Origin of the sequence: Neobacillus phoenicis (assembly GCF_047302305.1) — a bacterium.
GTDB lineage: Bacteria > Bacillota > Bacilli > Bacillales > Cytobacillaceae > Neobacillus.
Genome location: NZ_CP154847.1, coordinates 888,492 through 908,401, shown reverse-complemented (window position 1 = coordinate 908,401; position 19,910 = coordinate 888,492). Strand labels below are relative to the sequence as shown.

The following is a 19,910-nucleotide window of genomic DNA, read 5'->3' as shown; positions in this document are numbered from 1 at the left end:
GTTAGAGTACACTCTAAGGCAAACTATTTTTCATCAGATTAGTATTGGTTAAATATGGAGGTTATTATGTATACAATCGGAGAAGTGGCTCAACTAATAGGAGTCAGCGCACATACATTACGTTACTATGAAAAAGAGAAAATTATTCTCCCCGATCGGAATGAACACGGAGAAAGAACATATTCTGAATCCCATCTTCAATGGCTGAAATTTGTCTTAAAATTAAAAGAGACGCAAATGCCGCTCACAAAAATAAAAGAATATGCCTACTTGTATACGGAAGGTGAACATACAGCAATTAATCGATTAAAACTCTTAGAAGATCATAAACGTTCGATCGAAAGCCAGCTAAAGACACTAGAAGAAACAGATAAAATATTAGAACATAAAATTACTTCCTATAAAGAGATGATTCTGAAAAAATAATTTCAAAAAAGGGGACAGTCCCCCGCCGCTTTAAAGCGGTGGGGGACTGTCCCTCCAGGCGCCACAGGTCCCGGACGGTTCTCCTGGCTAATAAAAGCTCATCGATTAGAAATAGCCACCAGAAAACCGTTCCTCGGTTCCACATTTCAATCTATCATTTTCCAAAAGCCTATCAATCTACGATAAATTTGAAAGGTGCCTGGCACTAGAACTCCCCCTACATGCTAAAAAGCCAGGCGAACAGCCTGGCTTTAGTATCTTCCTCCCCAATTATGTGTTGATCATCTCTTGATGTCTCGTTAAAATTACCCTTTTTATATGATTTCCTTTTTTACTCGTCACTTTCGGTCTTTTACTCGTCAAATTTATGATTTACTCGTCTATTTTCTTTTTTACTCGTCAACTTTCATACTTTACTCGTCATTTCCCCCATTTTACTCGCCAACCACTAACCTCCACCCACACCTCCATAAATAAAACCACAGTCATCAAGGACCGTGGCGGGGCAACCCCAGATTAATTAAATTGAAAAGAATATTTGATACTTTTCTAAAAGAAATCCGTCTTATTACTGAAGGGGGCGGTGAATCTTGAAAAAATTTACCTATTTAACTGTTTTTATTGGAATCATTTCATTGTTTACAACGGGTTGTTTCGACGGAATGAAGAATGAAGAGCAATATATAGAAGTGAAAAAACGTGTTGGTGATGAAAATAAATATGAAGCCTTCAAAAAAATTACTACCAAAATCCAAGTTCAAAAGGTAAAAGATATATTAGAAGACAGTGATTGGGAAAATGCAAAAGTATCTATGGTACGCCCGCCTGATTACCGATTTGTATTTCAATTTACGAATCCTGAAATAGAGGCAAAAGCCGTGTTATACGAACTTTGGATCAGTCCCAACAAGGACCAAGTTGAACTGGTAATAGACGCCCAAAGTAAATATGTTCAATTGGACAAAAAGAAATCAGCAGAACTAATCGAAATACTCACTGGTAAGAATTAATCGCGACAGGTGCCCAATTGCAAGAAGGACGGTTCTACCACAAGAACAGTCCTTTTCATTAACCCTCAGCTTGGAGCACATGAAAAGAGACATACCCTCGTTTATTTTCCACAAACCTACAAATATCTTTTACTCGTCAGTTTCTAATAATGTGTTGAGGCATTACAAAAGACGCCCTCTATTAAAGAAAAGCGCCCTTTTATTTTTTATAAAACGTCACTTACTTATTTGTTACCGAGCTGTTCCGCCAAACCGATTAGAAGTCCTTCGGTTCCACGAATGTAGCAGAGACGATACGAGTCCTCGTACTGAACCACTTCGCCAACGAGCTGAGCACCAAACTTAGTGAGTCTGGATACCATTTCGTCAATGTCTTCAACTGTAAACATGACGCGTAGATAACCGAGGGCGTTTACAGGCGCAGTCCGGTGATCTGATATAGTAGGTGGGGTGAGAAATCGCGAAAGTTCAAGTCGACTGTGTCCATCTGGGGTAACCATCATAGCAATCTCTACGCACTGAGAACCCAGTCCGGTTACGCTACCAGCCCATTCACCTTCGACAGTGGCTCTCCCTTCGAGGCTCAAGCCAATCTCCTCGAAGAAAGAGATTGCGTCATCAAGGGATTCTACCACGATGCCGACATTGTCCATTCTTAGTAATTTGTTTTTTGCCATAGTTTTATCTCCTTATGTGTAAAAATTTATTATCTGATCATTTATATTTATTCTAGTAAAAAGTTCAAATCCACGCTTTTCCAGTTTCAAGAATGAATGTAATATCGTTTTGATAATGTTCAAGATGCCCTTCATCGATCATCTTTTGAAAAGCTATGTCACCTTCACTGGCTTTTCTTGTAATTGTTTTACATAACCCTTCTAATCGCAGTATTACCATTTCCATATAATCTTCTTCTATTCCCTCACCGTAAGCTTCAAAAAACAATCTAATTCTTTGTTTTATACGGTTAGCATGCAGTAATGAATTATAATGAACCTTCTCACCTGTTTCAGAAAGATAAAATCTACTTAATGGGACGCAAGTATAAAGAGTATAAGCTATGTCCCACAGTCTTGGACCAGGTCCAGCAACATCAAAGTCAATAATACCCTTTGGTCTATCATGATTAAAAATAATGTTATATATGGCAAAATCATTATGGCATAATACCTCAAATGGTTTGGGGGTATTATCTATCGATTGCCAGCTATCATCCAATGGAAAATCACTCACAGAATCATGATAAAGACGGAGCATTTTCGCTATTTCAATTAAGACAGCATCCGACCACATGTATTCTTTTAAAGGATAATTACCGGCTTCTCCTTCAATAAACGATAATATCTCTCTTCCTTTTTCATCCATACCTAAAAACTTTGGTGCATAACGGAAACCCTTGTCCTCCAAATGCTTTAATAGTTTATGAATTTTAGTACTGTCTGGCTTTAATTCTCGTAACACAGTATCTCCTGATCGATAAACGTTAGAAACATTCCCTCCTGTTAACATTTCTTCATTCTCATGGTTTGACATCTAAATATCCCCCCTCCGATACTTCGATAAGAAAAGACAATATTTTGTTATTGAAGCATCGCCTCCTAAGTTTACTAACAACATCAAGAGATCAAAACGATAAGCTCCTTAATATAAAACTAGGTATTACCCCTAACGAAGTAATACCTTGCTGCTTTTACTCTAGTATTGATTTAATAAAAGCACTTAAGACGTTCACGCAGGAAGATTTAGTTGCCACGATACTCCAAATCGATCATTGAGCCAACCAAACCTCTGGCTAAAACCATAATTCCCAATTGGCATAAGTGCTTGTCCACCCTCGAGAAGTTTTTGATAGAGAGTGTTAATTTCTTCTTCACTATCACAAGTAACAAAAATCGAGAATGAAGGAGTAAAGGAAAACTGATGCTTCACATTACTGTCAATGCACATAAACTCTTGCCCTTTTAAGGAAAAAGTAGCCTGCATGACAGCCCCTTCGTCACCAGCTTCATTCGCTCCATAACGAACAATACTTGTAATTTCTGAACTCTCAATAATTGATATGTAATAATTCATGGCTTCCTCTGCATTTCCATCTTGAAACATTAAGAATGGTGTAACTTTTTCCATTAAAAATCATCTCCTTATCCTTGCCACAGGGACGGTTCTCATGGTTTTTTCACCACGTTTTGACTGTTTTCCCTATAAGCTATACTAATTAATCGTTTAGTTAAAACATGCTTAAGTCCACTAATATGGCTATTTTCATCACAAATGGCATAAAAAGAGTGTCGGCCAACATTCCGCGAATTTTCCTCTTATTCTTCAAAATAACCCATATTTCTCTCCAATCGACTCCTTTCTCTATTCTTCCCTTTCATTCGAAAGTAAACAAACGTTTAGTTAAAAGAAAGATAAATGCTTCCTATCCATGGTTTCTCGCAATAGAAACGATAAAAAGAATGTCGAGATCTGGCAGCTTCTTTTATGAAAAGGAACTTAATAGAGTGACTGAACCTAATCCTGTCTAGCATGAAGTACAACACGGTTGATTTGTTTCCAAGGTAGGTTAAAAGAGGTTTGTTCATTACCTTTATTTAAGTATCTTTTTTAAGGCAACTTCCATGTCTTCTACTATATCATTTTTGTCATACCACAAAAAAACACTGATGCATTTGAATTATGATATCTACTACTTTCATTATTCTCTACAAACGAGGGATTTACCTTCTGTACCACGAGAACAACAGGGACGATTCTCTGGTTTTGACCAACCGGTCCCATGGTCTTCTTAACAAGTGAAGTTATACCTCAGATGTCGCAAGTCTGCTTCTTTCTTCTACGAACTGTACCCTTACAAACGTCTCCAGGGTGCATTTAATAAAAAGAGTGTTTGATCTTGTTGTGGTACAATAAAAAGGGAATCATTAATTCTTCATTACACGGTCAAAAAACCCTTAAAAAACGGGGGGAGCGTGCATAAGTTTTTCACAAAGCGAAAAAATGAAAACAAGAGGAAACAGGAGAAATTAAGAGGAAATTAAAGTTCTGAATTTTCTTAATAGTAAAAACGAAAAGTTTGACCTTGTTTGACTAAATATGCGTGCAAAAATAGAGCTTGAAACCCTTGATACATAAGGGATAAAATAAGGATGCAGTGGAAATTGAAATGCCTCGTTAAGAGGATTAACACATTCTTAAGTTGCTTTCTTTCTCACTGCGGAAGAAGTCGTATAGAAATTAAAAAGCCTCGTTTAGAGGATTAACACTTTTCTTTTACCCTGTTGCCTAAAATCATTCCAAGATCAAGTGGAAATTTAAAAGCCCCATTTAGAGGATTAACACATAAACCCTACAGCAACGGCTACAGCTCCTATGATTAGTTGTGAAAATTTAAATGCCTCGTCCAGAGGATTAACAAAAAAACCTCCCATTCAGTGAACTGGGAGGTTTTTTATAGATGAAAGATTGTGGAGATAATTAATTAGTAAGAGGGCTTTAGCCCAACTAAATAAAATGATTGATGGAACACATAGCATGATGGCCTCTACCATTGAAAGCCGATAGCACGAGGATGTGATTACATGGCTACTTATAAGCAGATTCAAGACTACATAAAAGACAAATATGGTTATTCAGTTAAAACGTGTTGGATCGCTCATATGAAAGAAGATTGTGGACTCAATCCTAAAGTTTATTCACCCACCTCAAGGGCGCACCCTTGCCCGCCTTCCAAACAGTATGGTCTTAGAGAAGCATTTCAACATTTTAATATGAAAGAAAAAAATATGCTTAGGGGATGAATGTAATTGTTTGAAACAGAAAGATGCGTTATACGCTGCCTTCAAAAGTCTGATTTTGCAGATGTGAAAAAGTTATATGTAAATGAGGATGTCAGAAAATATCTCGGTGGGGTACGCCCAGATGATTCCATTGAAGTTGTATTCGACGAAATGCTTCATTCAAGTAATGATTCTTTTTATTGGGTGGTCAGCGAAAAACACACCGATGATTTTATTGGGATGGTGTCCCTTGACCCTCACCACGACGGCGATTACCTCGAAATGTCCTATCAGTTATTACCCACTTGGTGGGGAGCTGGTTATGCAACGGAAGTAGTTCAAGTGATTATTAATTTTGCGCTAGATGACTTGAACCTACCAAAAGTAATTGCCGAAACACAAATCGCTAATAGGCCCTCTTGTAGGCTTCTAGAGAAATTAGGTATGAATTTAGAAGGAACCCTTAGCAGGTTTGGCGCCGAGCAAGCAATTTATTCTATCAAGTCAACCTAATAAAAGCCAAAGAAAGCCTTGCTAAACTAATAGATTTTTATGAATGTAAAAAAATCCAAAATACGCAAGTAGTGCATAAAACCTTGCATATTTTGGACCCCCTACCCTCGTTACTATCCTACAATCCTACAAATTTCTCCTATTTCCATTATCCGCTATACTAACTAAAGTTTAATTAAAAGGACCGCGAACCGCTCCCTGTACACGTTCCTGACCAAAAACACAGAAAAAGAATGTCGAGGATACTGGCCTATTACCGTACACCCATTACAAATAGATTGGAAGCTATAACCTGTAGATATAATCAAGAAACAGGAGCCTATGAAGCAACTTTCGAGGTCTCGACCAATGTAGAAGCAGGTACCTACAAATTCGATCATATACTAGTTAGAGATACATCTGAAAATGATCTCCTGGTCTGGGACAAAGAGGCCCTGGCGAAGGGAGAATTTCATGTATATACAGAGAACAATCCACCAGTATTCACCAATTTAACAGTTGATAAAAAAGTAATGGAATTGATAGAAGCCGACCAAACCATTCATTTAACACTACATGCAACAGATGATACCCATTTGCAGGATGCAGTGGTCTATTATCTCTCACTAATAACAAAAACAAAAATAGCGGTCCCGCTCACACTTAACGGTTCAACTGGTTCAACTGTTACAGGAGATTTTCTCATTCATAGCAATACCAAAGCTGGTAGCTGGAAGGTCGATTCCATTGAAACAAAAGACATGAACGACAACATAACAAGGGTAAGGGCGGATAGCGTGGATTTATCTTCGGGGCAATTTACCATTCTCCCGGACCAAACCGAACCTGAAAAACCAGTTGTCAATGAGGTTACCGACCGGGTTACAGTCGTGCAAGGTACCACAGAACCTGGAGCAACCGTTGATGTCGTCGTAAACGGGGACATCATTAGCACAGGCCGGGCTGGATCAGATAAAAAGTTCTCGATTACCATCACTACACAAAAGGCGGGCACCGTCCTAACTATTATTGCAGTAGACTGGGAAGGTAATAAGAGCGACCCAACAACCGTTCAAGTCGTGAGGGGAAAGCCCGGTTGGTCATTGGAAAATGGGTACTGGTACTACTACGATCCCGTTACCTATGTGAAAAAGACCGGCTGGTACAAAGTCGGCAGCACCTGGTACTTCTCCAATAATGACGGGGTTATGCAAACCGGCTGGATCAGATACAAAGGTTCCTGGTACTATTTAAAAAATAGCGGGGCAATGGCAACTGGATGGGTGAACGTCAATAACAAATGGTACTATCTCCAAATCTTCGGGGACATGCTTACCGGCAGGTTCTTCTACAACGGTCATTGGTACTTCCTTCAACCAAACGGAGCTATGGTCACCGGATCCTATCGAATATTAGGCACAACCTACTACTTCGACAAAAACGGGTCATTAAGATAACAGGGACAAAATAACGGGGACAGTCCCCCACTGCGTTAAAGCGGTGGGGGACTGTCCCCAACCCCGCTGGCTTCGTACGGCGCGGGAGGGAACAGACACCGGAATTTTTTCTTCCGCTTTTAAGTGGGAATGATTTTGTATATAATTGACATATAATAAAAAGAGAGAAGTGTTCTAGCACCTCTTTCCATGCAACCTCTACCGTCAGGGTGATGGTTGTCAAAGTTTATGAGAACCACCCTTTTGCTTCCGACGCGTTACCCCTGTCTACTCTACTTATTCAAATAAACATTGAATCCTTTTATAATGAGCGCACCAACTGTTGCTCCTGGATCCTGATGTCCTATCGAATTTTCGAAATATCTTACCGCTCTCCCATGTCTAGATTGCATTTCTTTCGTCCGTTCAGCACCATTTTGCGCCTCAACATAGGCAAGTCTAATGGATTCTTGCAGCGAAAGCCCGTTTTTTGATGCCTCTTTCAACGCCTCTAATGCCGGATATAGTGAATCAAGAATGGTTTTATCTCCAAAGGAAGCTTTACCGCGTTTTCGGATACCTTCAATCATACCTTCGAAAAGCGTAGCCAAATCCGCCGTTTCCAAGGCGTTTTTCCCTTTCAACCCATTGCCCGCTTGCATGAAAGCCGAAGCTAAAATCGTGCCAATGGTAGAAGGAACAGCTTCAGCAAGGACAAAACCGCTTTTCTTAAAGAGTAGCCCCATATCAGAAATCTCTAATGGAGCCACTTCCTCCGCAATCGCTTTAAAACCTTTTGAAACCGTAAGGCCAATATCGCCATCCCCAAGGGCAGCATCCAATTCACATAGGTAATCCTTATTTTCTTCCATTAGATCTTTAATTGAAGACAAAATCCCCATAATATCATCAGACTGTAATGTATTCCTCATAAGAAATCCCTCCTGCTCTTCCTAAGGCTGCACATGGAATGGCGTGACGAAAGGTTGATCTAACAGCCTTTCCAGTTCATCATTTAATTTTAGGACAGAGACCGATAGACCGGCCATTTCCAAAGAGGTTGCATATTCTCCGACATAAGCTCTATGAAGCGAAACCTTCTTTTCTTCCAATACATTTTTCACTTTACGGAAAATAATATATAACTCTTCTAAAGGAGTAGCGCCTAGCCCGTTCACTAGCACAGAGACCTTACTGCCTTCCTCGAGCACTAAATCGTCATAAATCTTCGAAACAATTGTTTCCGCCACTTCATCGGCAGTTTGTATATCTCCTTTATAATAGCCAGGTTCACCATGAATACCCATTCCTAGTTCCATTTTTCCCTCTTCAATGGTAAAGGTCGGTTTCCCAACTTCAGGCAACGTACAAGGACTTAAGGCGACTCCCATCGTTCGGACATTATTATTCGTAAACTGCGCAATTTCCACTACTTCCTCAAGAGAGGCTCCCTCTTCGGCTTTGGCTGCAGCAATTTTATATAAGTAAAATAAGCCGGCCACGCCTCTTCTTTCGCTCTCCTGTCCCTTTGGCATGGATGCCACATCATCCGTGCCGATCACAGTTGCTGTTTGAATTCCTTCCATTTCGGCCATTTCTGCGGCCATATCAAAATTCATGATGTCTCCGCCATAATTACCATATAAATAAAGAACCCCTTTACCGCTATCTACTGCCTTGGTTACATCTAGTATTTGCTTCGAACTTGGCGAAGCAAAAATTTCTCCGACCGCGACTCCATCGAGCATCCCTTTGCCGATATAGCCTAAGAAAAGCGGCAAATGCCCTGAACCGCCGCCAGAAATAATCGCCACCTTATTTTGAACAGGCGCATCTTTTCTCACAAGATTCTTGCTATTATTCTCTACTGACTTCAATAAATCCGGATGGGCGGCAAGTAAGCCTTCTAACATTTCAGTAACAACGTTTTCCGGCATATTAATAAATTTTTTCACACTTTTCCCCTCCTACTATCAATCTTCATACATCCATGTGATTTCTATTCTTCGGCTTAAAAAATACTTTTTTGATAAACGGTAAAACCAGCGAGATAATCGCTAAAGCAAGTAATGCCACCGTGATTGGTCTAGTCATAAAGTAGGCGGCTGTGCCATCTAAGCTCATCGATAATGAACGTCGCAGATTCGACTCAGCCATCGGACCTAAAATCAAAGCCAAAATCAGCGGACCTAAAGGGAAATCCAGCTTTCTAAAAACAACACCCAGCACCCCGCTCACTGCCATTACCCAAACATCAAAGAAAGAGTTATTCAGCGCGTAAGATCCAACGATACTAAACAGAATAACGGAAACCCAGATAATTTCTTGCCTGATTAACATGATTCTTGAAAACAGATTCGCCCCTAATACACCGACAAGCAGAACAATGACATTGGCGATAAATAATAAACAGATAATGATATAAACAAAATCAATATGGTCGGTAAAAAGAGTCGGGCCGGGCTGCATTCCGTACATCATCAGGGCTCCGATTAAAATGGCAGTAACACTATCTCCCGGCAACCCCAATGTAAGCATCGTGGTAAATGCTCCGCCGATAACGGCATTGTTTGCTGTACTGCTGGCACATAGACCTTCGATTGAACCTTTTCCAAACTCGTCCTTTTTCTTCGAAAGGCGTTTACTTTGCTCCCAGCTGATGATAGACGCGATATCACCGCCGGCTCCAGGTATGGCACCAATAATTGTGGATATCGCTGTAGAAAGCCAGAATGGTTTCCTCATCAATTTCCGTTCTTCTTTATTAGGAAGAATCCGACCAATTTTTTTCTTTTCCACTTTATCTGTCTTACTAGATTCAATGATTTGCGATAGAACCTCTGCTAAACCAAATAATCCAATCATAATCGGGATGAAGTCAATTCCCTCTAATAAAGTGGTGCTCCCAAAGGTGAATCGTGGAAATGACAGCATTGGGTCTAAACCAATTGTCGCGATAAACAGACCGAGAAACCCCATGATGAGTCCTTTTGTAATGGACTTACCGGAGACACTGATCATCATCGTTAGTCCGAATACTGCCAAAGCAAAATATTCAGGAGGGCCGAAACTTAACGCTATCTTCGAAATAGGGAAGGCCGCAACTAAAAGGAAGAGGGTACTGACAATTCCACCTAAAGCAGAATAGATGGCATTAATCCCCAGCGCCAGCCCTGTCTTTCCCTGTTTGTTCATGGCATAGCCATCCCAAGCTGAGGCCATTGAGGCTGGAGTACCAGGAGCATTGATTAATATAGCTGGAACACCGCCGGCAAAAATAGCGGAACAGTAAATCGCAATTAACATTGCTAATCCTTCTGCCGGCTGCAGCCAAAAGGTTAAAGGAATTAGAATCGCAACCCCCATGGTTGCAGTTAATCCAGGTAATGCTCCAATAAAAATTCCTAATACAACACCGATGATCATATATAATAAAACCATAGGTTGAAGCGATTGCATGATAGCTTCTAACATTTCATATCCACCTCCTTACAGAAGAACATTAAATCCTTTTACAAAAATAAGATAAATGGAAACACTCAAAACAACCGATGTCACCAATGACGTACCCAGCTTAAGCTTTAGAATCATACATTGGATAAATAACATAACTGCCGCAATAAGGATAAATGGTAACTTCCCCAAAAGGAAAATCATGAGCAACATGCTGCCAAAAACAACACCAAAGCTAACCGCCATTTTCCCGGTAACACCTTCAAAAAAACGAGCGTTTTCCTTTTTTAAAAAAGAAACAATTAAATCATAGGCACTAAATACAATCACAAGAATTAACATTAATTGAGGGAAAAAGGCGGGGCTTAACCCGCCTAGACCGTCACCTTTAGGAAAGGATAAACTTTCCTTAAAGAAAAACAACGATACCGCGATAAGAATAACATGGAATATCATATTAGCAATTTTCATTCGAGGTCTCACCCTCTTCTCTTATTTTAGGTGATGTAAAATCAGGTTTATTTCAGTTGCATTTTCGGAATTAATTCTCCGAAGAATTTAAATTGATCGTTCGCAAATTTAGTAAATTCTTCAGCAGAAAGATGGGATGGATTTAAGCCTCTTTCGCCAGCCACTTTTTTGAATTCGTCAGATTCTACTGCTTTTTTAACCGACTCTTCTAATTTCGTTTTCACATCAGCTGGTGTGCCTTTTGGAACGACAAAGCCACCCCAAGCAGCAATTTCAAGGTCAATCCCAGATTCAATTAACGTCGGAACATCTTTAAACGTAGCATCACGATCTTTACTCATTACAGCTAGAATCTTGAGTTTTCCACCATCTACTCCCGCTTTGACTTCGGATGGACTGACAGAAACAGCTTCAATGTGGCCGCCCATTAATGCCGCAACAGCAGGGGCAGCTCCTTCAAATGGTACATATTTAAATTCTGCGCCAGTTTTCTCTGCCAAACCAGCGGCAGCAATATGCCAGATAGAGCCTGTACCGGAATTTCCAACACGTACTTTGCCTGGATTCTCTTTTGCATACTTAATAAATTCTTCAATGGTATTATAAGGAGCATCAGCAGGTACAGTGATCGCCGCCGGAATCACAATCGCTCTTCCTAGCATGTCGAATTTTCCTGGTTCAATGTCAGCAAAGCCTAGAGCTTTAACCATCGTCATTTCAACCGGCACATATCCAATCGTATATCCGTCTGGATTCTTTCCTTCAACATAAGACATTCCAACAGCTCCAGTACCACCCGTCTTATTAACAGGCACTACAGGTACACCTAAATCTTTTTCCAAGTAAGAACCAACTGTACGAGAAACCATATCAGAAGCACCACCAGGAGCATAAGGAACCACTAATTCGATTTGTTTAGTAGGATAATCGGATCCTTTCTTCTTTTTTGCTTCTGACCCTGATGCCTGATTCGATTTGGAACTGCTGCAGGCTCCCAGTAAAACCATACATAACGCTACTACTACAACAAGCCATTTTTTCATTTTTATCCGTCCTCCTTAAAGTCCTTTGTTATTGTTTTATCAATTTATCAATCTGTTAAAATGCTATTCATATAATTCATGTAAATAAGGCAATCCTGACTGAGCACCTAATTTTGTTACAGAAAGCGCTGCCACCTTTATTGAAAATTCAATGGCATCTTTTAATGGTTTGCCCAAGCCAATTCCTACTGCCAAAGCACCGTTAAAAGTATCACCTGCACCTGTGCTATCAACGACATCTACTTTCCTGCTTTCTTTGTAGGTGACTTGATTATCGTTCATCCTTTTGAAGGCAACTCCCTTGGCTCCCCTTGTGACAACCACATTTTTAACACCTTTTCTCTGTAACACTTCTATTTTTTCAGGGATATCTTCCCCACTCATCATGGTTAAAAGCGATAACTCACTTTCATTAGGAGTAAGATAGGTTATTTTATTTAATAGATTCGTTGATAAAATTTGAGCTGGAGCTGGATTTAAAATAACCGGAACATTGTTCTCATAAGCTATTCCCACCACCTGTTCTACAATCTCAACTGGAATTTCTAATTGAGTTAAGACCACATCAGCTTCTGTAATTAATGAACGATTTTTTTCAACCCATTCCTTGGTTAGTTGATAATTGGCACCAGAGATAACAATAATGGTGTTATCTTCCTCAGAAATGGTTATTTGAGCAATGCCTGTAGGCTCTTCAGGGGTTGTAAAAAGTCCGTTAACATGGATGTTTTCCTTTACTAATTGACTCTTTAATCCGGAGCCAAATGCATCATTTCCTATGCAGCCGATAAACGATACATCGGCACCTAGCCTTGCTGCAGCTACAGCTTGGTTTGCTCCTTTTCCCCCAGGAAACTGCTTAAAGCTTTTTCCAAGGATCGTTTCACCTTTAATAGGAAACCTGGTTGCTTCCACCACCAAGTCCATGTTAACGCTTCCAACCACTGTTACTTTTGGTTTATACACATTGGTATCCATGATTCTTCAGCCTTTTTAATTAGTATTATTTAATAGTGACTCTCGGTTTCGAACAAGAACTCCGGATTTGCAATTCAGGTTTAATAATGATTTGTTTTGGTGAAAAGTCCTCGTCCATTGTTATTCGATTTTTGAGAAGAATGGCCGATTCTACACCAATTCTTTTCAAAGGTTGAGTCATCAAGGTTAATGGCGGTTGGATTAATTCCCACTGCGAAGCATCACCAAAAGCAATAATAGAAATATCTTCCGGGATTTTAAGCCCTTGTTCATTGGTGGCTTTAAGAAGTCCTATTGTCATCGTATTATTGCAACTATAAATAGCGGTTGGCGGATTAGGCAGAAGCAACAATTCTGTTGCTGCTTCATATGCACTTTCTGCATTGAATTCACCAGGCTTAATCAAGCTGCTGTCATTGGAACATTGAAACGTTTTAATCGCATCTAATGCTCCTTCTAACCTTTCCTTACCAACTGAGTTTTTAGTAAGACCATAGATAACCCCTATTCGTTCATGACCTAATGAATTCAGGTAGGAAATCGATTCGTAGGAACCATAGTAATTGTCATCCACAATTAAATCGGTTGTTATGCCTTCTATCTTTTTATCTACTAAAATGACAGGTATTTTTTGATTAATAACAAACTGAACCAATTCTGGATTTCCGCCAGTCGGGATCAAAACAAGAGCTTCGACCCGCTGTTCAAGAATTAATTGGATTAATTCCCTTTCCGTTTCTTCATTTTCATTATGGCTCATAATCAACATATGGCAGCCAATCGGTCGAAGCGTACTCTCAATTGTTTTAGCTATGGACATGATATACGGGTTAGAAATGTCTGATACAATCATTCCAACCTTCTTCGTTCTTACTGCCTTTAAGCTTCGTGCATTTGCATTGACCTGATATTTTAGTAATTCAATAATTTCTAATACTTTTGAGCGAGTCTCCTTGCTCACATAACCTTTATTATTTAGCACCTTTGATACAGTGCCGATTGATACTCCCGCTTCTCTTGCTACGTCTTTGATTGTTACTTTTTCCATGCGGCCTCCAAGTTCAAAAAAATTAGGCTATAACGACTATTTACCTAATCAAATTATAGCTTTTTACGAAAAAACACGAACCCGGAATCTTACGATGTCTCATTCATTTCAAAAAATTTAGATTACTATTGAAAAACGGCTGCTGATTTCATTTAGTTTTTCTTTAAGTACCTCTTTTTCAGATTCCGTTAGATTTAATTGAGGGGCTTTCATATACCCAACATTGATCCCTCTCATTTCAAGTGCTGCTTTAAAATAAGCCATATTGCCGCCATTTTTTAATGTTTCACAATACTGAACCGCTATTTTTTGATACTTCCTTGCTTTTTCGAGATTATTTTCCGTAAACGCGTTATAGATTTCGATAAATGGCTCAGGATAGACACAGGAAACGCCTGACACAACCCCTTCACACCCCATCGCTAATCCTGCAAGGAACAACCTGTCGGTTCCGGGTACGACGGAGAATTCACCCTCATTAATGTTTAAGTATTCATTGGTTCTTAAGAAATCCGGATAGCTGTATTTGATACCGATTACATTTTTGCAGTGGTTGGCAATATTCTGCGCTACCTGGGTGGTTAAATCATTGCTTGCGCATTGCGGGATATTATACAAATAAACTGGAAAATCTTCAGGAACACTTGAGGCAACTTTTACAAAATACTCCTCAAGTTCTCGATCATCGGCATTAAAGAATACAGGTGTAACTACCCCTATACCATCAGCGCCTATGTAATGAGCATGTCTCGCTAGCTCAATCGTCTCCTCTTGAGTCATTGCACCGACATGAATATAAACAGTGACTCTGCCATTCGCCTTTCCCACAACGGTCTCTGCAACTGCTTTTCGCTCCTCAACACTAAGCCTTAACATTTCCCCTGTTGTACCCAAAGGATACAAACAATGTACACCCTTCGAAATTAAAAACTCAGTTAAATTTTCAACCAAACCTAGCTCTACTTCACCTTTTTGATTAAAAGGGGTTACCATTGCTGTAGTTACACCATATAAATGCTTCAAATGATCATCTCCTTGTGTTAAATGTAAAATACTTTTTCTACTTGGAAATTCATTAAAACGTTTCACTAAAGGAATGCTATTATCTTGCCAAAATCCGCCTTATTTCTGCTAATTTTTCAATGATAATTAGCAAAATCATTAATCTAGATGCCTATTTACAACTAGAATGGTAAAACGTTTCATTTTTTATTGATTAATATCCAATGCAACGCTTACAATTACCTAACAACGAAGAGTTTCACATAGTAAAACGTTTTCCTATTTCTGATTATAATTTCTTCTTTTTTTAATTACAATATATTTTTTAAATTTTTTAAATATTCTTCATTTAAATTTCGTATTGGTATAAAAATTTGTATTCTGTTTTTAACACAAATAGGAGCCCAAGGCAGCTATACTTGGAGTTAGACGCGGCCCAGCCACCGGATACCTACCGATTACTTCTTATCTGCAACGATAAAAAGTTTACAAAATATTTGGATTTAATTTGGATACCAATTTAATATCGTTTTCAGCGGTGTAAATGATATTTTCCTTTTCTGAATAAGCAGCATCGCCAATAACTGTTTCAACTTTTATGCCTGCTTCCTTACTTTTCTCAATGAAGTTTGAAGTTGTTTGCCATCATTTTTTTCACCGGTTGTAATAACCGCTGCAGTGATGATTCTTTCTTCACTTAAAGCAAGGTGTGTCTTATGACCAACTATGGCATCCTGGTCCTTCGAACTCTGAAGTCGATCAATATCATCCTCCAACGTTTCTTTCAGAAGATTTAATTGTTCATTAACCTTTGGATACTGAATGAGGTTTTCTTCCTTCTCTATTACATGGATTAACTCCTGAGAATAGTTGATTTCGTCCTCTAGTACATCCGTCATTGTTTTGGCGGGGAACTTCTCCTTCATTCCGGGTGGTGACAGGCACAGGAACCCGTACTGTCATACTTACATTCCTCCTAAAAATGGTTTATGGTAAACTATCTTTTTACTATTTTGATGCTAGCTATTGACGGGTAAAGAAAATAGGTAAGCAAATGTGTAGGAATCCATATTCTTGGGTGGGATGATGTGTTATTCATAGAGTAATAGAATAAATGGGATAGTAAAGATAAAAAAGGATAAAGGGATGAACGATAGGGGTAAAAAGGGGTAAGTGTTTGAGGGGATCTTTAGAGGCATGGAAGGTGTGATGATTACTATCAACCTTATCACTAGAACCGTCCCTTTGGTGTATGTTTTTTTGTTTCGAACCGTTCATTAACAGTAAATATACAGATCTTTTACTTTTCAACAATATTGAGTTTACAAACAAGGTTTATACTTACCCCAAGAATACTGTCATTACAAGGAGGAACGTAAATGAAATTTGGGGTTAATGCTATACTAGGATTACTTTAATCATGTTTACTATCGTCCTCAAACCGTTCATACATAGTCTCAAACAAGCAATTTCATTATTCTTTTATTTCTAAGAATGATGAACCACAAACCTCAGGAAAACCACAGGGACGGTTCTCATGGTTTTTTCTACCTCAAGAACCGTCTCTTTCTCCATGATTTTACTGTTTTCCCTATATGCTATACTAATCAATCGTTTGGTTAAAAAGGGCATTATCTCCGCTATCATACGCTTTCCATCCAGAAAGGAATAAAAAGAATGTCGGTATCCTACTCGCAATTTTGCCTCTAATCAACAAAATACTAGTCTTTTCTCTATAAACGACTTTTTCTCGTGTATCTCCTCTCATTCGATATTAACCAAACGTTTGATTAGAAGTAGTAAGGTCCTTGATAACACTGTATTCTTGTTGTAAAAATAGAAAAAAGATTGTCGAGAGCTGGATGCATCTACTGAGAAAACATAAACGGAAACCGTCCACTTGGACTCCTTACTCGTCACTTTCGGAGGTTTACTCGTCTAAATTTATGATTACTCGTCAACCTTCTCCCTTTACTCGTCACTATCCCCATTTTACTCGCCAACTACTAAACTACACCCACTCCCCCATAAAAAATTCCACAGTATCAAAGACTGTGATGGGACACAACAATATTCTTTCTTATCTTTCATTGTTACGAAACCACAGGGACGATTTTCTATGCCCCACAAAAGAAACCACCAGAACCGTCCCCTTGGCACCGAGCATCCATCTTGTGGAACAGAATCTGTGAAACAAGATTTTTCGGGCGGTGACAGGCACGGGCATCCAATAGGCTATACTATTCAATCGTTTGTTTAAAAAGTGAAAAATCCCAATATTATGCCCTTTCCATCCAGAATAGAATAAAAAAAATGTCGCCACCCTACCCGCAAATTTTCTCTTCTATTCCACAATAAACTAGTCTCTTTTCTTAAAACGACATTCTTCTCTCTTCCTCCCTCTTATTCGAAACTAAACAAACGTTTGGTTAGTAGTAGGTAGATCCCATGAAAGCATTGAATTCTTGCTGCAAAACCAGCCAAAAGATTGTCGAGAAACGGCGCCAATCCTTATGAAAAAAACCACCAGAACCGTCCCCATGGTCACGTTAAACACTCTTCTTCCGGCTTCATTTTTACCTGTTTCCATTTTTGACCGGCTATTTTGCGAAATTGTGCGATTTCGATGTCTGTTCCATTTGTTAATGTAAAAAATATAAAATGGTAATCAGCGCCATCGGTACCGTGAAAGTAAATATGCTTAACATAACCATTTTTCATCGTTGGGTATCTTTTCTGCACCAACTTGCACCAATATCCATATTTAATATCAATCACTGATTCAGCATCATGCTGCCAAAGATGGTACGGTGCGCATAGAAAATCCTCTGGAAACTGCTGCAAATCTGCAATCCGATACCCTTCTTGTCCGTGAACCAGCTGAATAAATCCGTAAGAATAACCAAAATACTCCGCTCTCTTACCCTCGAATCCTTCAATGGTTTCAATCTCATAAAAAAAACGTATGCCTCGTTTTCCATCTGGCACGCGACAAAGCTTGATCAAACTCGTATGCCCAATCCCAGTAAACGAATCAAAATAGACTTCATAAGTTAACTTTTTTTGATACGCTTTAGATAAAAAATTGTAGGCCAGTGGAAATGGCGTTCGTGCATGGCCAACCGTCCCGCAGCTTCGCCCTCCCAAGTTTTCAGCTTCTCGCAAAATACTAAAATAATTGAGAAGAGTGTCTTCAGGGGTCTTAGTCCATTCTACAGGCACCTGAATTTGGTCGTGTGTTTTTTCAACAAACGGCTGTAAGAACTCTGAAGTGGTAAATCTTAAATTTAAAGCTGGTAACCTAGATGGACGAAAATATTTTTGATGATAGACAGCTGGGTCCGTTTGATTCCGTAGTAACACATTCATCCCCCCACCTTCAGTTTATGGGCAAATGAATAATAGGTGAATCAGGGACAGTCCCCCGGCGCGTTAAAGCGCTGGGGGACTGTCCCCCATCTACTTACTTACAACAGGAAGGGTGACGACAAAAACGGTTCCTTTTCCTACTGTACTTTTAATTTTTATCGTGCCTTTTAGCTCCCGAATAATACTAAATGAGACCATAAGTCCAAGACCTGTTCCTTTTTTTCCTTTTGTAGAAAAATAGGGCTCTCCTAATCGGTTAATCTGTTCTTGTGTCATACCAATCCCAGAATCCGTAATCTGTATTTTCACTTCGTTATTAAATACTTCACTATCAATACATAACCTTCCGCCATTTGGCATAGCCTCTATACAATTCTTTACTATATTTAGGAAGCATTGACGAAATCGATTTTTATCACCGAGGATGAAACAAGGATGAAGGGTCTCCATGTTCAGCTCAACTGAATTCATATTTGCCATTGGTTGTAAGGATTTAATAATCTTTCTCAGTTCTTCAGTGGGATCAAACCTCTCAATTGTCTGCAAAGATGGTTGTCCAACTGTTAAATAATCCTTTATCACTTGTTCAGCAGCATGAAGTTCTGTCAAAGCGATATTAATATAACCCCTCGTATTGTCTTCCATTTTTGAATCTTCTAAAGCAAGCTGTAAAAAACCATTAACAGCAGTTAGTGGATTCCGAACCTCATGCGAGATAGCAGCACTCATGTGACTGACCAATTCAATTTTTTGTGACTTCACCATTTGTTCAGTAAGAAACTTATTTTGTTTCATTTCCTCAATTAAGTAGGAAATCATACAGGTACCGATACACACAATGATAGTGGTGATCATAACAGCCTCAAGTCCATTAGCCGAATGTCCAGTAATCAATAGACCAATATAAATTAGCATGTTCATGATCACTGCAGTGCTAAGCACGACGCAAAGTCTCTTTTTTGCATTTTGCTTAAGGAACCACGGGTGAGCAACCTTTAAACAAATGGCTAAAAGGATATAGAGCGGTAGAACGCTCCAAAAAGCACTGTCAATTCCAAAAAACACCCCTCTAAAAAGGAGCGAAAAGAAAGTTAATAGTGGCCCAAATCCAAAGTAAAACCCACCTATCAGAATAGGGATTTGCCTTAAATCTACCATGACTCCATAATGTCTTGTTGAAAATATTAGACAAATCATGATCGATAAGAGAAACCCAAAAATACCTAAAACCTTTGGAAGGGAATTCTTATAGTACCGTTCAACCCAAAGATTAAAAATAAATAATAGAAGCATGATGATTGCAAGATTGAAGGACAACTCCCTAACCAGTTCCACAGAGCCACCGCCTAAAAACGTTATTATCCCTTTATTTTAAGACTTTACTATCCTTTCAACAATCTAAA

General features: G+C 39.1%; 18 protein-coding genes and 1 pseudogene. 5 read left to right on the top strand and 14 right to left on the bottom strand.

Annotation, left to right across the window (positions count from 1 at the left end; all coding sequences use genetic code 11):
* Positions 1-66 precede the first annotated feature (66 nt).
* Positions 67-426 (top strand): MerR family transcriptional regulator, encoded by a 360-nt coding sequence (locus AA0X95_RS04770; RefSeq protein ID WP_413305953.1) that lies wholly within the window; start codon positions 67-69, stop codon positions 424-426.
* Between the two features lie 590 nt (positions 427-1,016).
* A complete protein-coding gene (locus tag AA0X95_RS04765) occupies positions 1,017-1,436 on the top strand; it encodes a hypothetical protein (RefSeq protein ID WP_413305951.1) in 420 nt (139 codons plus the stop codon).
* A gap of 224 nt (positions 1,437-1,660) precedes the next feature.
* Here the strand turns inward: AA0X95_RS04765 and AA0X95_RS04760 are convergent, their stop codons facing one another.
* The 3 genes from AA0X95_RS04760 to AA0X95_RS04750 form a co-directional block, all read right to left on the bottom strand.
* Positions 1,661-2,113, bottom strand: a complete 453-nt coding sequence (locus AA0X95_RS04760; protein WP_413305949.1) for a VOC family protein — start codon at positions 2,111-2,113, stop codon at positions 1,661-1,663.
* A gap of 64 nt (positions 2,114-2,177) precedes the next feature.
* A complete protein-coding gene (locus AA0X95_RS04755) occupies positions 2,178-2,969 on the bottom strand; it encodes a phosphotransferase (RefSeq protein ID WP_413305946.1) in 792 nt (263 codons plus the stop codon).
* 195 nt (positions 2,970-3,164) lie between these two features.
* Complete coding sequence (locus tag AA0X95_RS04750; protein WP_413305943.1) at positions 3,165-3,563, bottom strand: VOC family protein; 399 nt, start codon at positions 3,561-3,563, stop codon at positions 3,165-3,167.
* A gap of 1,454 nt (positions 3,564-5,017) precedes the next feature.
* On the opposite strand from AA0X95_RS04750, the gene AA0X95_RS04745 reads away from it, so the two are divergent.
* The 3 genes from AA0X95_RS04745 to AA0X95_RS04735 all read left to right on the top strand — a co-directional run bounded on the left by AA0X95_RS04745 (position 5,018) and on the right by AA0X95_RS04735 (position 7,164).
* On the top strand, positions 5,018-5,236 hold the full coding sequence (locus tag AA0X95_RS04745; protein WP_413305940.1) for a hypothetical protein: 219 nt from the start codon (positions 5,018-5,020) through the stop codon (positions 5,234-5,236).
* Positions 5,237-5,242: 6 nt separating this feature from the next.
* The gene (locus AA0X95_RS04740; protein WP_413305938.1) at positions 5,243-5,728 is read left to right on the top strand and encodes a GNAT family N-acetyltransferase; all 486 of its coding nucleotides are present in this window, start codon (positions 5,243-5,245) and stop codon (positions 5,726-5,728) included.
* Positions 5,729-5,961: 233 nt separating this feature from the next.
* Positions 5,962-7,164: an Ig-like domain-containing protein gene (locus tag AA0X95_RS04735; protein WP_413305936.1), complete on the top strand. Its 1,203-nt coding sequence runs from the start codon at positions 5,962-5,964 to the stop codon at positions 7,162-7,164.
* Positions 7,165-7,436: 272 nt separating this feature from the next.
* Here the strand turns inward: AA0X95_RS04735 and dhaL are convergent, their stop codons facing one another.
* The 11 genes and pseudogenes from dhaL to AA0X95_RS04680 form a co-directional block, all read right to left on the bottom strand.
* Entirely contained in the window at positions 7,437-8,075 is a 639-nt protein-coding gene (gene dhaL, locus AA0X95_RS04730) for a dihydroxyacetone kinase subunit DhaL (protein ID WP_413305933.1), read from the bottom strand.
* 21 nt (positions 8,076-8,096) lie between these two features.
* Positions 8,097-9,098, bottom strand: a complete 1,002-nt coding sequence (gene dhaK, locus AA0X95_RS04725; protein WP_413305930.1) for a dihydroxyacetone kinase subunit DhaK — start codon at positions 9,096-9,098, stop codon at positions 8,097-8,099.
* A 25-nt stretch (positions 9,099-9,123) separates the two neighbouring features.
* Positions 9,124-10,617, bottom strand: coding sequence for a tripartite tricarboxylate transporter permease (locus AA0X95_RS04720; protein ID WP_413305927.1), 1,494 nt, complete (start codon positions 10,615-10,617; stop codon positions 9,124-9,126).
* Between the two features lie 15 nt (positions 10,618-10,632).
* Positions 10,633-11,067, bottom strand: coding sequence for a tripartite tricarboxylate transporter TctB family protein (locus AA0X95_RS04715; protein ID WP_413305925.1), 435 nt, complete (start codon positions 11,065-11,067; stop codon positions 10,633-10,635).
* A 47-nt stretch (positions 11,068-11,114) separates the two neighbouring features.
* Entirely contained in the window at positions 11,115-12,110 is a 996-nt protein-coding gene (locus AA0X95_RS04710; protein WP_413305922.1) for a tripartite tricarboxylate transporter substrate-binding protein, read from the bottom strand.
* A 63-nt stretch (positions 12,111-12,173) separates the two neighbouring features.
* Positions 12,174-13,088, bottom strand: coding sequence for a ribokinase (gene rbsK, locus AA0X95_RS04705; RefSeq protein WP_413305919.1), 915 nt, complete (start codon positions 13,086-13,088; stop codon positions 12,174-12,176).
* A gap of 25 nt (positions 13,089-13,113) precedes the next feature.
* Positions 13,114-14,136 carry a LacI family DNA-binding transcriptional regulator gene (locus AA0X95_RS04700; protein WP_413305916.1) on the bottom strand — a complete coding sequence of 341 codons (1,023 nt, stop codon included), beginning with the start codon at positions 14,134-14,136 and terminating at the stop codon, positions 13,114-13,116.
* A 117-nt stretch (positions 14,137-14,253) separates the two neighbouring features.
* Positions 14,254-15,159 (bottom strand): dihydrodipicolinate synthase family protein, encoded by a 906-nt coding sequence (locus AA0X95_RS04695; protein WP_413305914.1) that lies wholly within the window; start codon positions 15,157-15,159, stop codon positions 14,254-14,256.
* A gap of 471 nt (positions 15,160-15,630) precedes the next feature.
* Positions 15,631-16,067: pseudogene (locus tag AA0X95_RS04690) on the bottom strand (transposase); the annotation flags it as partial.
* A 1,615-nt stretch (positions 16,068-17,682) separates the two neighbouring features.
* On the bottom strand, positions 17,683-18,507 hold the full coding sequence (locus AA0X95_RS04685; RefSeq protein WP_413305912.1) for a hypothetical protein: 825 nt from the start codon (positions 18,505-18,507) through the stop codon (positions 17,683-17,685).
* Positions 18,508-18,597: 90 nt separating this feature from the next.
* Complete coding sequence (locus AA0X95_RS04680; protein ID WP_413305910.1) at positions 18,598-19,842, bottom strand: ATP-binding protein; 1,245 nt, start codon at positions 19,840-19,842, stop codon at positions 18,598-18,600.
* Positions 19,843-19,910 lie beyond the last annotated feature (68 nt).

Coding starts and splice junctions, on each gene's coding strand:
- AA0X95_RS04715 (WP_413305925.1), bottom strand. CDS start 11,067: ATGAAAATTGCTAATATGATATTCCATGTTATTCTTATCGCGGTATCG.
- AA0X95_RS04745 (WP_413305940.1), top strand. CDS start 5,018: ATGGCTACTTATAAGCAGATTCAAGACTACATAAAAGACAAATATGGT.
- AA0X95_RS04755 (WP_413305946.1), bottom strand. CDS start 2,969: ATGTCAAACCATGAGAATGAAGAAATGTTAACAGGAGGGAATGTTTCT.
- AA0X95_RS04685 (WP_413305912.1), bottom strand. CDS start 18,507: ATGAATGTGTTACTACGGAATCAAACGGACCCAGCTGTCTATCATCAA.
- AA0X95_RS04750 (WP_413305943.1), bottom strand. CDS start 3,563: ATGGAAAAAGTTACACCATTCTTAATGTTTCAAGATGGAAATGCAGAG.
- dhaL (WP_413305933.1), bottom strand. CDS start 8,075: ATGAGGAATACATTACAGTCTGATGATATTATGGGGATTTTGTCTTCA.
- AA0X95_RS04735 (WP_413305936.1), top strand. CDS start 5,962: ATGTCGAGGATACTGGCCTATTACCGTACACCCATTACAAATAGATTG.
- AA0X95_RS04770 (WP_413305953.1), top strand. CDS start 67: ATGTATACAATCGGAGAAGTGGCTCAACTAATAGGAGTCAGCGCACAT.
- rbsK (WP_413305919.1), bottom strand. CDS start 13,088: ATGGATACCAATGTGTATAAACCAAAAGTAACAGTGGTTGGAAGCGTT.
- AA0X95_RS04710 (WP_413305922.1), bottom strand. CDS start 12,110: ATGAAAAAATGGCTTGTTGTAGTAGTAGCGTTATGTATGGTTTTACTG.
- AA0X95_RS04720 (WP_413305927.1), bottom strand. CDS start 10,617: ATGTTAGAAGCTATCATGCAATCGCTTCAACCTATGGTTTTATTATAT.
- AA0X95_RS04700 (WP_413305916.1), bottom strand. CDS start 14,136: ATGGAAAAAGTAACAATCAAAGACGTAGCAAGAGAAGCGGGAGTATCA.
- AA0X95_RS04760 (WP_413305949.1), bottom strand. CDS start 2,113: ATGGCAAAAAACAAATTACTAAGAATGGACAATGTCGGCATCGTGGTA.